The 12,710-nt window shown below is 67.8% G+C and carries 13 protein-coding genes and 1 pseudogene; 5 read left to right on the forward strand and 9 right to left on the reverse strand.

Features of this window, described 5'->3' with window-relative positions:
• The 3 genes from EIO58_RS05755 to EIO58_RS05765 form a co-directional block, all read right to left on the reverse strand.
• The coding region (locus EIO58_RS05755) for a serine dehydratase beta chain (RefSeq protein ID WP_274543190.1) at positions 1-260 on the reverse strand (260 nt) is incomplete at its 3' end.
• A gap of 109 nt (positions 261-369) precedes the next feature.
• Complete coding sequence (locus EIO58_RS05760; RefSeq protein WP_127818707.1) at positions 370-1,608, reverse strand: HupE/UreJ family protein; 1,239 nt, start codon at positions 1,606-1,608, stop codon at positions 370-372.
• Positions 1,609-1,695: 87 nt separating this feature from the next.
• Positions 1,696-2,058 carry a VOC family protein gene (locus tag EIO58_RS05765; RefSeq protein WP_127818708.1) on the reverse strand — a complete coding sequence of 121 codons (363 nt, stop codon included), beginning with the start codon at positions 2,056-2,058 and terminating at the stop codon, positions 1,696-1,698.
• Positions 2,059-2,188: 130 nt separating this feature from the next.
• Between EIO58_RS05765 and EIO58_RS05770 the strand changes: the two genes are divergently transcribed.
• Positions 2,189-2,374 carry a hypothetical protein gene (locus tag EIO58_RS05770; RefSeq protein ID WP_127818709.1) on the forward strand — a complete coding sequence of 62 codons (186 nt, stop codon included), beginning with the start codon at positions 2,189-2,191 and terminating at the stop codon, positions 2,372-2,374.
• A 24-nt stretch (positions 2,375-2,398) separates the two neighbouring features.
• On the opposite strand, the gene EIO58_RS05775 is transcribed toward EIO58_RS05770, so the two are convergent.
• Complete coding sequence (locus EIO58_RS05775) at positions 2,399-3,673, reverse strand: D-arabinono-1,4-lactone oxidase (RefSeq protein ID WP_127818710.1); 1,275 nt, start codon at positions 3,671-3,673, stop codon at positions 2,399-2,401.
• Positions 3,674-3,865: 192 nt separating this feature from the next.
• Here EIO58_RS05775 and dinB point away from each other — a divergent pair, with 192 nt between their 5' ends.
• Both dinB and EIO58_RS05785 read left to right on the forward strand, forming a co-directional pair.
• Positions 3,866-5,062: a DNA polymerase IV gene (gene dinB, locus EIO58_RS05780; RefSeq protein ID WP_127818711.1), complete on the forward strand. Its 1,197-nt coding sequence runs from the start codon at positions 3,866-3,868 to the stop codon at positions 5,060-5,062.
• A 38-nt stretch (positions 5,063-5,100) separates the two neighbouring features.
• Positions 5,101-5,988: a zinc-ribbon domain-containing protein gene (locus EIO58_RS05785; RefSeq protein WP_127818712.1), complete on the forward strand. Its 888-nt coding sequence runs from the start codon at positions 5,101-5,103 to the stop codon at positions 5,986-5,988.
• A gap of 396 nt (positions 5,989-6,384) precedes the next feature.
• On the opposite strand, the gene EIO58_RS19595 is transcribed toward EIO58_RS05785, so the two are convergent.
• The 4 genes and pseudogenes from EIO58_RS19595 to EIO58_RS05800 form a co-directional block, all read right to left on the reverse strand.
• The gene (locus tag EIO58_RS19595; protein ID WP_446723904.1) at positions 6,385-6,888 is read right to left on the reverse strand and encodes a hypothetical protein; all 504 of its coding nucleotides are present in this window, start codon (positions 6,886-6,888) and stop codon (positions 6,385-6,387) included.
• 51 nt (positions 6,889-6,939) lie between these two features.
• Positions 6,940-7,571: pseudogene (locus EIO58_RS19600) on the reverse strand (thiolase family protein); the annotation flags it as partial.
• Between the two features lie 77 nt (positions 7,572-7,648).
• Complete coding sequence (locus EIO58_RS05795; protein WP_205789151.1) at positions 7,649-7,927, reverse strand: ArsR/SmtB family transcription factor; 279 nt, start codon at positions 7,925-7,927, stop codon at positions 7,649-7,651.
• A gap of 141 nt (positions 7,928-8,068) precedes the next feature.
• A complete protein-coding gene (locus EIO58_RS05800; protein WP_127818714.1) occupies positions 8,069-8,836 on the reverse strand; it encodes an enoyl-CoA hydratase/isomerase family protein in 768 nt (255 codons plus the stop codon).
• A 175-nt stretch (positions 8,837-9,011) separates the two neighbouring features.
• Here EIO58_RS05800 and EIO58_RS05805 point away from each other — a divergent pair, with 175 nt between their 5' ends.
• Entirely contained in the window at positions 9,012-11,117 is a 2,106-nt protein-coding gene (locus tag EIO58_RS05805) for an acetate--CoA ligase family protein (protein ID WP_164861542.1), read from the forward strand.
• Positions 11,114-12,001, forward strand: a complete 888-nt coding sequence (locus EIO58_RS05810; protein WP_127818716.1) for an amidohydrolase family protein — start codon at positions 11,114-11,116, stop codon at positions 11,999-12,001. The genes EIO58_RS05805 and EIO58_RS05810 overlap by 4 nt, the downstream gene beginning before the upstream one ends.
• A 60-nt stretch (positions 12,002-12,061) precedes the next feature.
• On the opposite strand, the gene EIO58_RS05815 is transcribed toward EIO58_RS05810, so the two are convergent.
• The coding region (locus EIO58_RS05815; protein ID WP_164861543.1) for an ABC transporter substrate-binding protein at positions 12,062-12,710 on the reverse strand (649 nt) is incomplete at its 5' end.

The raw sequence follows: 12,710 nt of genomic DNA on the forward strand, positions 1-12,710 counted from the left end.
CGCACGGCATCCGGGTCCACTGTCTCGGGCTCGAGGCCGCGCAGGCCGGCGACCACCGCGTCGGGTGTGCCGTGGCCGATGCCGGTCGCACCGAGGGATCCGTACAGCGTGCAGGTCACGCGGCCCGCGCGCGGCAGCAGGCCCGACTCGCGCAGTCGCACGACGAAGTCATGGGCGGCCCGCATGGGACCGACCGTGTGGGAGCTCGAGGGTCCTACGCCGATGGAGAACAGCTCGAACGCCGAGACGTAGGCGCTCACCCGTCCAGGCTACGCCGTACCGGTGGGCACTCTGCGCGCCGTTATCGACTCGATAGCGGCAGGATGCCTCGGCTCACGGTCGGCAGGGATGCAGTCTGCTGCATCGACGTCAGCCGGCGCCGAGCAGGCGCTCCACGAACCACACGAGACCCATCGCGGCGACACCCGCAGCGACCGCGATGCCGACGACGAGGCCAGTGCGGCGAGCGCGACGGCGAAGGAGCAGCAGGAGCGGGAACAGCGCCAGGATGATCGCCACCTGCACGGCCTCGATGCCGACGTTGAAGACGAGCAGCGAGCCGAGCAGCTGCCACGAGAACGGCTCGTCGAGACCGAGCGCCCCGGCGAAGCCGACTCCGTGGAGCAGACCGAAGAGGAAGACGACGGTCAGGCGTGCGGCATCCGTCGTCGAGAAGCCGGGCTTCTCGCCGCCTTCGATCTGCAGCAGACCCGTGCCGCGCTCGCGCCACACGCGCCAGAGGTACCAGACCGCGACGACGGCGATCGACAGCGCGATCGCGGGCTCGACGATCGCCGCCGGCACCGTGACCAGGCCCACCGCGGCGAGGATGAACGTCGCCGAGTGCGCGACCGTGAACGCGGTCGCCGCGAGCACGACGTCGCGCAGGCGCCGCGAACCGACGATGAGCGCGAGCAGGAAGAGCACATGGTCGATGCCGAACAGCAGGTGCTCGGCACCCAGCACGAAGAAGTGGCCGAGCCGCTCGACGAGGGTCTGCTCGGTGCTGAAGACCGGCGACTTCTTGTCGATCGTGGCCGCGCCGGTCTGAGTGTCGAGCTCGTACGCGACAATCGTGACGGTGTCGCGCACGTAGTTCTCTTCGTCGGGGAACAGCGCGCTGCGGATCCCGTGCACGCCCGACGGCGGGCAGTCGTGGTCGAGCGTGAGCACCGCGTAGGGCACGCCGTCGCGCTCGGTGGCGGTGAGCTGGCCTACGCGTTCGGCGTCGCACTCCGCGCCCTCGGCGGTCACGGCGAACCGCTTCGTCACATACGCGACGATCGGGTCGGCGTACGCGTTGAGGGCGGATGCCTCCTCCCCCGTCTTCCACACGTCCATGCCGTCCTGGGAGAACCCGGGCGCGTCGGCGTACCGGGCCACCGAGGACACCAGGAGGTCGTACTCGAGTTCGACGACCGTGCGGATCGTGTCGCCTCCCTGCGCCGAGGCATCCACGTAGACCACGCTGGTGAATCCGTGCGCCGCCGCGGGCGTCGCCACCAGAGGCGGTGCGGCCAGGCCCGCGGCGAGCGCGAGGACGGCGAAGACGAGGCGCGGGAGGGCGCGCTGGGCGAGGTGACGGCGGTGGTGACGACGGGGTCGCATCGAGCTCCTTCGGGCACTCGATGCTCGGCAATACGTGTGAACGAGCACGGTCCCCGAGGCGAACGCCAGGAGACGCCGACCGCGGGCTCAGGAGGGCTGGAAGGCGATCAGGCCGACCGTGTTGCCCTCGGAGTCCTTGACGAACGCATGCCACTCGTCGTGGCCCGCCGGCCCGAGGCGGCTGTCGTCGTGGTGGAAGATCACGTGCGGCTGCGAGACGACCTCGACGTCGGGAAGCATCTCCAGCGCCCGGCGCACGTCGTCGACCTCGAGGTACACCAGTGACGACGGGGCGTTGCGATCCAGCAGCAGCCGCACGCCGTCGAGGTCGAAGAACAGCAGCCCCGGCGGGTCGAAGACAGCAGTCGGCTCGCTCCCCAGCAGAGCGGAGTAGAACGCCGCGGCGCGGTCGAGATCGTCGGCGTGCTGCGCGATCTGCACGAGTCTCATGCCGCCATTGTGACGCGAACCGGATGCCCCCGCGAGGGCGAGTCCGGCGTCCGGGGCGAAGTCAACCCCCGCGACGTGCCTCGGCCGGGTGGGCTATCACGGAGGGAACCGATCCTCCCGGAGGTGGAACATGCTCTTCGTCCTGTACGGCATCCTGCTGATCGGCGGTATGTGGCTGGTCGGCATCTCGTTCGCATCGCCGATCCTGCCGGGCCTCGTCTTCATCGCCGGCGTGCTGTGCATCGCCGCCGCCGTCGCGGTGCCCATCACCGCGCAGCGCCTCGAACACGAGCCGAGCGAGCACGCGCGCCGCTGACGCTCGCCGGTGCGACAGCGCGGGTCAGAGACCCAGGCGCGAGAGGAAGTCGTTGCCGAACACGCCGCGCGGGTCGAGGCGTCGGCGCAGCGCGGCGAAGTCGTGCCAGCGGGGGTAGAGCTGCGGCATCCGCTCCGCCGCACCGTCGAGGGTGAACAGCTTGCCCCAGTGCGGCCGGGCGCCGAGCGCCTCGAGGGCGCTCTCGATCGCCGGCAGAAGCCTCTCGACACCCGGCTGGTCGGGCTGCCAGGTGAAGTGGATGCCGAGCACGTCGGTGCCCGAGGAGGGAGACAGCCACAGGTCGTCGCGGGCGACGGTGCGCAGCTCGCACACCTGAAGCAGCGGCGCGACGTCTCGGGCGAGCTCGCGCAGCGCCCGGATCCCGGTGCCGGCGTGCCGCCGAGGCACGAGGAACTCGGACTGCAGCTCCGCGCCGTTGGATGGCGTGAACTCGAGCTTGAAGTGCGGAAGGCGGTCGAGCCACGGCCCCGGCTCGCCGAGCTGGTCGGTGCAGCTCTCGGCCGACACGTCGGGAAGCGGATGCCTCTTGGCCGCGGCTTTCGCGGCACCCAGGACGTCGCTCGGCAGAGTGCCGACGGCATCCGCGCGCCGCTTCACCCACAGCTGGTCGACGACGTCCGGGTCGCGCCACGTGTGGAACATAGAGACGCTGTAGCCGAGTCCGGTGACCGCGTCGAGGTCGTCGAGCACGGCGTCCAGCGGCAGCCGTTCGTACACGGTCTGCGCGATCTCGAACGCCGGGACGATGTCGAGCTCGAGCGCGGTCACGATGCCGAGCGCGCCGAGCGAGACGACGAACCCTTCGAAGTCGGGGTCGCCGCGGCGGACCGTGAGCACCTCGCCGTCGGCGGTCATGAGCTGGACCCCTGCGACGGCGGCCGCGAGCGAGACGACCGCCTCGCCCGAGCCGTGGGTGCCCGTCGCGACGGCGCCCGCGAGCGAGATGTGCGGCAGCGACGCGAGGTTCGCCAGCGCCCATCCCTCGCGGTGGAGCATCGGGGCGAGGTCGCCGTACCGCAGCCCGGCCGCTGCGCGCACGACGCGCCGCTCGGGATCGATCGAGACCTCGGCCGGCAGCTCGTTCGACAGGACGTGCACGCCGTCGGTATCGGCGATCGTGTTGAAGCAGTGGCGGCTGCCGAGCGCCTTGACGCGCGGGGACGTGCGCACCACCTCGGCGAGCTCGTCGAGCGAGCGTGGCGCGACCACCCTCGTGGCGCCGTAGGTCAGGTTCGAGGCCCAGTTGCGGGCGACCAAGTCGGAAGGAGTGGTGGTCATCGCAAGGCTCCCTGTGCCAGTTCGTCGGAGGATGAGCGACCGGCGGGTGTCGGACCGATGGACCGTCGTCGCCGCGTTCGCCTCATGCCCTCATGGTCTCAGGCGCGTCGCCCGAACGACGAAAAGTCGCGACCCGAGTCATGTCACCGGTGCGTGCGATGATCTGCGCGGGACGACCGGCGGGAGGGCGGCATGCGGGACGAGGCGACCGTACTGCACGCCGATCTCGATTCCTTCTACGCGTCGGTCGAGCAACGGGATGCCCCGGCCCTGCGCGGCCGGCCCGTCATCGTCGGCGGCGGCGTTGTGCTGGCGGCGAGCTACGAGGCGAAGGCACGGGGCGTGCGCACCGCGATGGGAGGCCGGCAGGCGCGCGAGCTGTGCCCGGATGCTGTGATCGTCCCGCCCCGGATGGGGGCGTATTCGGAAGCCAGTCGTGCTGTGTTCGACGTCTTTCGCGATACGACGCCGCTCGTCGAGGGACTTTCCATCGACGAGGCGTTTCTCGAGGTCGGGGGCCTCAGGCGCATCGCGGGGACGCCGGAGCAGATCGCGGTGCGACTGCGCGAGCGGGTCCGCGCCGAGGTCGCCCTGCCCATCTCGGTCGGGGTGGCGCGGACCAAGTTCCTCGCCAAGGTCGCGAGTGCCGTGAGCAAGCCCGACGGGCTGCTCATCGTCGAACCCGAGCAGGAGGAGGCGTTTCTGCTCCCGCTGCCGGTCGAGCGGCTCTGGGGCGTGGGGGCCGCGACCGCCGAGAAGCTGCACGGGCTCGGCATCCGCACCGTCGGGCAGTTGGCCGAGCTCGAAGGCGCCACCGCCGAGAGGCTGCTGGGGAAGGCGACCGGGGCTCACCTGCACGCGCTGGCCCGACTGCGCGATCCGCGCCCGGTCGACACCACTCGGCGCCGCGGGTCGATCGGGTCGCAGCGCGCGCTCGGCAATCGGCCTCGCACGTCGGAAGAGCTCGACCTCTTCCTGACGCAGATCGTCGACCGGCTCGCCCGCCGCCTGCGCGAGCGCGACCGCGTGTGCCGCACCGTCGTGCTGCGCCTGCGCTTCGGCGACTACGCGAAGGCCACCCGCTCTCGCACTCTGCGCTTCCCGACCGACCGCACCGCGGTGGTGCTCGACGTCGCGCGTGCGCTGCTCGCCGCCGTCCAGCCCGAGATCGCGGACCGCGGCATCACGCTGATCGGCGTCTCGCTGTCGCAGCTCGGTCGCGCCGACGGCATTCAGCCGGAGCTCCCGATCGACTGGGACGACGGAGCCCGCCTCGACACGGTGCTGGACGCGGTTCGCGATCGGTTCGGCGCCGCTTCCGTCGCCCGGGCCGCGCAGCTCGGTCGCGATCCGGGCTGGTCGACGCCCGTGCTGCCCGAGCACGAGTGATGGGTGAGGATGTCGCCGCCCGCGCCTACTCTGCTTCCATGGCAGAGCGCGTCGAGCTGTGGTGGGCCCGCCGCCAGTTCTCGAAGGACGCCGAGATCCCCTACCCGGTGGGCCGCTACCGCGAGGCGTGGGCGCCGTTCCCCGCCTTGATCCGCCAGTACCATCCGGAGCTCAACGCCGGCATCGTCCTCAGCCAGATCCCGCCCGCGGCGGATGTGCTCCTGTTGTGGCAGTGCGAAGCCGGCCACAAGTTCGCCGCGACGCCCGACGAGCAGCGCAACCGACCGGGAAGGGAGCGCCGCCGGTCCGCGTGGTGCCCCGAGTGCGCCGACCTCGCCCGGCCGGCGCGGGCCCTCCCGATGCGTCAGGTGGTGACCCCGCCTGGTTCGCCCGTCCCCGCCGCGATCGCAAGCCCGATCGAGCGCACGGTGCTGAGGCCGAGGAAGCCGCGACCGAAGCTGAACCTGTGCCCGAAGACACCGGACGTGCCCGTGGGCGAGCCGTTCCACTCGGAGTGCGCGCCGAAGCCGGCGTCGGCGATCGAGGCGCGGCTGCGCGCCGATCTGTTCGAACTCGTGGCGGTGACAGAAGGGCTCAACGCCGTGCGGGTCGCGCGCCCGTTCTTCGATCACGTCGAGGTGTGGCCCGACATCCTGCTCCCGGAGCTTCGCGTCGCCGTCGAGTACGACAGCACGGGCCGCCACGGTCTCGAGCACGTCGGAAAGCGCGAGGCGGCCGATCGCCGCAAAGACCGCGCGCTGCGGGCCGCGAAGTGGGAGGTCATCCGCATCCGCACGGGCAAGCTGGAACCGCTCGGGCCATATGACCTGCAGCTGGCGACCTGGAACCGCAGAGGGCTCGAGCGTCTCCTCGACACCGTCCGCGGCATCCGAGGGCGCCTTCTCGTGGATCCGTACTTGACCTGAGCGGCTGACGATGGGGCGTGAAACCGAGAAACATCGTTATCGCCGCTGTGTCCGCGAACAGGATCTCACCCACCGACGGCACCCGGCGGCGAGATCCTCGACTTCCTCGACGACCACTCCCGGTTCCTGCTCGACATCCGCACCGCGAACGCGTTCACCGGCGCGATGGTCGTAACTGCGATGGCCCCAGCGGATCAATTGATACTGCCCGCCAGCGTCGACCTTCACCGACAAACGGACAGGTGTTCACCACCCGCGTGGCCCGCGACAAAGGCGTCCACGGCGCTACGGGAGAATGCTCGCTGCGCACGGCATCGCGCCCCTCACGAGCGGGTTCACATCGCTGCGGGGAACACGAAGATCGTGTGACGGTCACAACCATGCCCTTGATTGAGATCAGGTTTGCGACGCTTTCACGTGCCCGGAATCGGATCCGGACGCAGCGCTCGCAACAACGCGTCGCCGGAACGATCCGCTCCCCTCTTGACGGTCAGGCATCCCACCGACGAAGCAGCGCCGCACGGGCCTGCCCGCCGCCGATGCACATCGTGACAACGGCATATTCGAGGTCGCGACGGGAACGGTCGAGCGCGGCACGAACGGCGAGGATTGCTCCCGTCGCCCCGACCGGGTGCCCGAGCGCGATGCACCGCCGTAGGGGTTCGTCTTCGCAGGATCAAGATTTGCATCGCGGATGACAGCTACGGCCTGCGCAGCGAACGCCTCGTTCAGCTCGACTACGTCGACGTCGGCGGGGGTCAGCCCCGTCTGCGCCCACAGCCGTTCGAGCGCGATCACCGGCGCGTAGCCCATGATGTCGGGGGCGATACCGGCGGTCGTGACTGCCTCGAGGGTCGCAAGCCCACTGAGCCCGCGGTCGCGGACATCGTTCTCGCGCATCAGCACAGTCGCCGCTGCCCCGTCGTTGATTCCCGACGAGTTTCCTGCCGTGACCGTGCCCTCGGGCGCAAACGCGGGGCGCAGTCGGCTCAGTACCTCTACGGTTGTGTCGGGGCGCTGACTCTCGGCAGCGAACTCGTCCTGCTCGGCGCGCGACACGCCGTAACGAGTTGCGACGTTCTCCGCCGTAACCCCCATGTGCTTCTCACTGAACGGATCGGTGAGAATGACCAGAGTTCCGTCCAGCAAAGACCGGTTGCCGAGTCGGTTGCCGCTGCGCGCTCCGTAATCGAGGAACGGCGTGCGCGACATATTCTCGTCGCCGCCGGCAACCACAATGTCGACTCCGCCCCAGCGCAGCTCTTGCGCTCCCGACCAGATTGCCTGCAGCCCCGACCCGCATAGGCGGTTGACGGTGAAGGCGGGGACGCGGGTCGGGAGTCCTGCCTTCAGCGAAACTCGCGTGCGTTGTAAGCGTCCGGCCCGTTCTGCGAGATGCATCCCATGATGACTTCGTCGACGTCTTCTGCTTCAACACCACCACGAGAAAGCGCGGCAGTCACGGCCTGCGCACCCAACTCGTAGGCGTCGGTTTCGTGGAAAACCCCGCCGTAAGTGCCGATCGGCGTGCGCGCCCCCGAAACCAGCACAATGCGATCAGATGAATGGAATTCGTCGGTCATCTCTTGCTCCTGCCTAGTGTGGTTGCAGTCGGGTAGATCCCGCCGATAGAAGAGGCGGTGCGTGGGTCGCGCGCGTCTCAATCCTCATGCGGATCGAGCGCCTCGACGAACGGATCCAGCCAGTCGAAGATGCCGGAAAGAGCATCCGTTGAAAGCGTGTGCAGGCGCCGCGCGCCATCCCGTGACTGCACGACAAGACCGACGGCCCGCAGGACGCCGAGATGGTGGGACGCGGAGAATCGGGTGACGCCCGTCTGCGCGGCCACGTCGATCACGGTCAGTCCCGTGGCCGCGCCATGTGCGAGCAGGAGTTCAAGGATCGCCCTGCGCTCGTCGTTAGCCAACGCATGAAGCACCTCCGAGAGACTCGCGGCTTCGTGTACGGTCACGTCCGTCTCGCTGAACGTAGGTGTCGGGCACTTCCTTCACCAGCACGCCGAGCCTCCATGCTCAAGAGCGGGACACGGGCCCCATCCCGGCGCGAATAGAATACCATTCTATTCGCCACGAGTCGAACGTTCTGTAATGGCGCGCATGCGCGCCTCCATCGCCTCCCGGATCTCGAGACTCGCGAGGAGCGCGTGCTGCGCCCGCGCTTCGTCTTCGAGCTGCGCGGCGAGGGTGGCCACCGAACCGGAACGCAACAAACGAAGCGTCGCAGCAACCGTGGCCCCCGGCGCACCTGCCAAGTTCCGAGCCGTGAGTAGTGCCGTTTCCCGTAGCACCTCGTCTTCCACCACTTGGTCGAGAAGACGCGACCGGAGCGCTTCGCCCGCTCCCCAGCGCCGTCCACCGAGGACGAATCGCACTGCGTCGGAGTATCCCATCGCGCGCACAGCGAGATGGGTCAAACCCGTGTCCGGGGAGAGACCCAGATCAGCGAAAGCGGGCACGAATGAACAGCTCGCGCCGCCAAGGCGCACATCCCCCGCCAGGGCGAGACTGACACCCGCTCCGGCGGCGACGCCGTTCACGGCCACGACGAGAGGCTTCTCCAGCCCCACTAGTCCGAGCACGATCGGGTGAAGCCGGTCGCGAAGAACTCCGCGCATGAAGGAAGGTTCGATCGCGGCTTTCACATCGATTCCGGCACAGAATGCCGCACCCCACCCGGTGAGCACGACGGCCCGCACCGTGGGGTCGCTGGCGTGAGCGATCGCATCGAGCAGCCCCCGAAGCTCTGCGTCACCAAGGGCGTTCATCGCACCCGGACGGTGAATCTCGACTATCAGCACACCCAGGTCTTGCGAAACTTGAATGGACATCTCATCCTTTCGATCGCTAACTAGAATGCAAATCTAGTAGAGTGTTGGTGCAAGCACTCACGTCGACGGGTCGTGTCTGACTGTCGACAGGACGGATCCGTCAACGTCCGACGGGTCATTCAAGGGAGAACGACAAATGTCCGCTACTGCAGCCGTCACCGATCAACTCCAAAGGATGTTCGCGCCATCCTCGATCGCCATAGTCGGCGGAAGCGAGCGATCCCCTTGGACGAAGACTCTCCTGGAGAACCTCGTCGCGGGTGGCTTCGATGGAGCCGTTCACATCGTCAATCGGCGTGGCGAGAACGTCTTCGGACGTCCTTCCGTGACCTCTCTCGCGGATATCGCAGAGCCGCCAGACGTGGCCATCCTTCTGATCAGCGCCTCCCATGTTCTCAACGCGGTGCGGGACGCCGTCGCCGTCGGAGTCAACAACTTCATCGTGCTCGGCGCGGGCTTCGGCGAGGCGGGAGCCGACGGCAAGGCACTGGAAGCAGAGCTGCGCGACTACTGCCGCTCGCACGGCGTCCTGGCGCTCGGGCCCAACAACCTGGGCTTCGTCAACTTCAGCGGCGGTGTGTACGCATACGGACTGGGGATCCCCGAAGCTCGCTCAGGCGGGATCAGTCTCGTCTCGCAGAGCGGCGCACTCGCGTTCAATCTCATGCGGTACTTCCCGACGCGGTCGGTCGGACTTGACCACGTCATCAGTGTCGGTAATGAGGCCGTCGTCGACGCTGCGGCGTGCATCGAGTATCTGATCGACGTCCCGACGACACGCGTGATCTGTTTGTACATCCATGCCATTCGCGATCCGGAGCGGTTCGCGGCCGCATGCCGGCGGGCGGCGACTGTCGGCAAGCCGGTCATCGTCTTCAAAGCAGGCTACGGAGAGCAATCGGCCCGCGCGGCCGTCGCGCACACAGGCGGGCTGGTGGGCGACGACCGGGTCATCGACGCGGTCCTCCGGCAAGAAGGAGCCATCCGAACGACGTCGGTGGAGGACCTCGTTGCAACCGCCGTCTTGTTCGAAGGGTACGGGGAGCTACCGGGTATCCGCGCGGCGGTTCTGACCGGCGCCGGTTCCGCGTGCGAGATGTTCACCGACCGCGCCGATCGCCTGGGGATCGAGGTGCCCATGATCAGCGACGACACCGCGAGGGCGCTCCGCGACGCAGGGCTTCCTGCCTTTGCGACGGCACAGAATCCCTTGGACGTCACGGGGGCGATCACGATCGACCAGCCCGAGGCACTGGGAGAGATCGAGCGCATCCTCGCGAACGATCCGGCCGTCGACATTCTGATCGTGCAGGGCATCGAGTTGGGAAACCCGTTCAACCCCGATCGCCGGGCGCTCGCGGAGGAGTTTCTTCGGCTACGGAACTCCGTATCGAAGCCCGTTCTCGCCATCGCGGACCTCGGCGCTAACGCCGACCCCGCAGACCTGGCTCTTCGCGAGGAACTCGGGACCCCGCCTGTGCTCGAGTCGATCGACCGAGCTCTGCCTGCGCTGAAGGCCATGGACGAGTGGTCCCGGCGACGCCGGCAGATCGTGGCGTCGGCTCTGCGCGCACCGGAGCGTTCACGCGATCCCCTCGAACTCCTCGCCGCCGCCGGCGAGTGGTCGGAAGCAACCGCGCGGGAAGTGATCGCAGTACACGGATTCCCGCTCGCTCCCGCGGTGCTTGCGAGCTCACCCGAGGAGGCGGAGAACGCGGCAGCGCGGTTCGGTGGTCGGCTGGTCGCGAAAATCTGCTCGCCGGACATCCTGCACAAGACCGAGATGGGCGGGGTCCTTCTCAACCTTTTGGGAGCGGATGAGGCGAGAAGTGCGTACGAGGTCTTGCTGTCGCGAGCTCGCGAGCACCACCCGCACGCCCGCATCGAGGGTGTTCTGGTCGGGCCGATGGTCGAGCCCGGCGTCGAGCTCATCGCCGGTGTCACGCGAGATCAGTCGTGGGGACTGGTCCTCGCGGTGGGGCTCGGTGGCGTGTGGGTCGAGGTTCTGAAAGACGTCGCTCTTCGTCGGCTTCCGATCGCGCGAGAAGATGTGCTCGACATGCTGGCAGAGCTGAAGGCGTCTGAGCTCCTCGACGGCGCTCGCGGGCTTCCCGTCGTCGATCGCGGCGCGGTCGCGGACGCCGTGGTGGCACTGTCCGACGCCGCGTGGGAGTTGCGAGACCGCGGGCTCATAACGATGGAGGTGAACCCGCTGGTGGTCCGAGGTTCCTCCGTCCAGGGCCTGGACGCGCTGGTCGAATTCGAGGCGGTCAACAAGTGAGCGGGTTCAGCGACTACAAGGGTCGCATCGTCGACACGCTCGTCGGGCTGCCCTTCGCCGCCGACAACGCGAAAGACGTGTACCGAACCATCCTGGCGGGCACGAAGGACGCGAATTCCAAGGAACTGGCGATGCCCGCCGGCTACATGTTCAAGCATGTTCCCGAGCTCGGGGAATCAGATCCGGTCGCCACGCTCATCGCGGCGATGGACCGCAACGGGGTGGACGTCGCGCTGGTACAGGTCGGCATCGACTTTGGCGCCGACGCCGTGATTGAAGCGGCTGCGGCGCACCCCGACCGGATCCGCCTACAACTCGAAGTGAACCCGATCGATCCCGTCGAGACTGTCCGGCAGATGCAACGGTTGTCCGACGAGGCGGGAATCGTCGCTGCGGGCACGTTCCCGGCCGGGACCGGAATTCCGCTGAACGATCGGCTCGTGTACCCGGTCTACGCCAAATGCGTCGAGCTGGATATCCCGTTCTTCTCCACCGCCGGCGTACCAGGGCCGCGTCGGAGGTTGGCGCCTCAAAAGGTTGAACTCATCGACGATGTGATGTTCGACTTCCCGGAATTGAGGTTCGTGATCAGGCACGGAGCCGAGCCCTGGGAGGAGCTAGCGGTCAAACTCCTCCTCAAATGGGAGAATCTTTACTACTCGCCGTCGGCGTTCGCCCCGAAGTACTACCCCCGCGCGATCATCAACTTCGCGAACACTCGCGGTGCGGATAAGGTCATGTACGCCGGATATTACCCCTTCGGGCTAACAATGGAACGCTCGATGTCCGAACTCGCCGACGTGCCATTCCGTGACCACGTGTGGCCGAAGTTTTTGTTCGAGAACGCTCGCAGGGTCTTGCGCCTGGACAAACCGCGGTCATGACCTGCGCGTACAGCACGAGGGCGGCCCGGGACGAAGAGTCCCGGGCCGCCTCCGTGCGCCTCACTCCTGCGATGTGTCCACGACGTCGAAGGGGGTGATGGTTCCCGCCGTCGCGTCGTATAGCTCGAGTCCCTCGCCGCGGAACATGTACGGGTCGCCCGGGGTCGTGAAGAGCGGCACTCCACCCTTGACGATCGTGTCTGCGTCATACCGGAAGTCATGCACCGCATCGATGAAACTGACACGATCGACGGACTCCAGCGACTCCAGCACCTTCACCGTCAGCTCCCCCGCGATCCATCCGCCCATGATCGTGCCCGGGGTGTATGTGCTCGCGTCGGGCTGCTTTGCGAGCTCCTCGAGAAAGAGCTTCATCGCGGGATCCTGCGCATCGCGCTCGGGATCCTTGAAGAGGTTTCCTATAAGGGCTCCGTCGGCCGCACCGGGGTCGAGCTTCTGGAGGGCATCCAGACTCACCGACGCACCGGAGGGAACCAGGATCTGCGGTGTCCAGCCCAGCGAGTGCGCGTTGTTCATCGCTTGAAGGACCGTGTTTCCGGTTCCGACGATGAAGAACGCGTCGGCATCCGTCGCCGCGAGCGTGGTCACCTGGGCGCGGACATCAGTGTCCGTCGGCTCGTATGTCTGCGTGTCGACGATCGTGACGCCGCTGCCCTCGATCGTCTCGGTGAACCCCTTCACAAACGGG

This window comes from Microbacterium sp. CPCC 204701, from assembly GCF_004010105.1.
In the GTDB taxonomy this organism is placed as follows: domain Bacteria; phylum Actinomycetota; class Actinomycetes; order Actinomycetales; family Microbacteriaceae; genus Microbacterium.

Coding starts and splice junctions, on each gene's coding strand:
- EIO58_RS05760 (WP_127818707.1), bottom strand. CDS start 1,608: ATGCGACCCCGTCGTCACCACCGCCGTCACCTCGCCCAGCGCGCCCTC.
- EIO58_RS05765 (WP_127818708.1), bottom strand. CDS start 2,058: ATGAGACTCGTGCAGATCGCGCAGCACGCCGACGATCTCGACCGCGCC.
- EIO58_RS05770 (WP_127818709.1), top strand. CDS start 2,189: ATGCTCTTCGTCCTGTACGGCATCCTGCTGATCGGCGGTATGTGGCTG.
- EIO58_RS05775 (WP_127818710.1), bottom strand. CDS start 3,673: ATGACCACCACTCCTTCCGACTTGGTCGCCCGCAACTGGGCCTCGAAC.
- dinB (WP_127818711.1), top strand. CDS start 3,866: ATGCGGGACGAGGCGACCGTACTGCACGCCGATCTCGATTCCTTCTAC.
- EIO58_RS05785 (WP_127818712.1), top strand. CDS start 5,101: ATGGCAGAGCGCGTCGAGCTGTGGTGGGCCCGCCGCCAGTTCTCGAAG.
- EIO58_RS19595 (WP_446723904.1), bottom strand. CDS start 6,888: ATGCGCGAGAACGATGTCCGCGACCGCGGGCTCAGTGGGCTTGCGACC.
- EIO58_RS05800 (WP_127818714.1), bottom strand. CDS start 8,836: ATGTCCATTCAAGTTTCGCAAGACCTGGGTGTGCTGATAGTCGAGATT.
- EIO58_RS05805 (WP_164861542.1), top strand. CDS start 9,012: ATGTTCGCGCCATCCTCGATCGCCATAGTCGGCGGAAGCGAGCGATCC.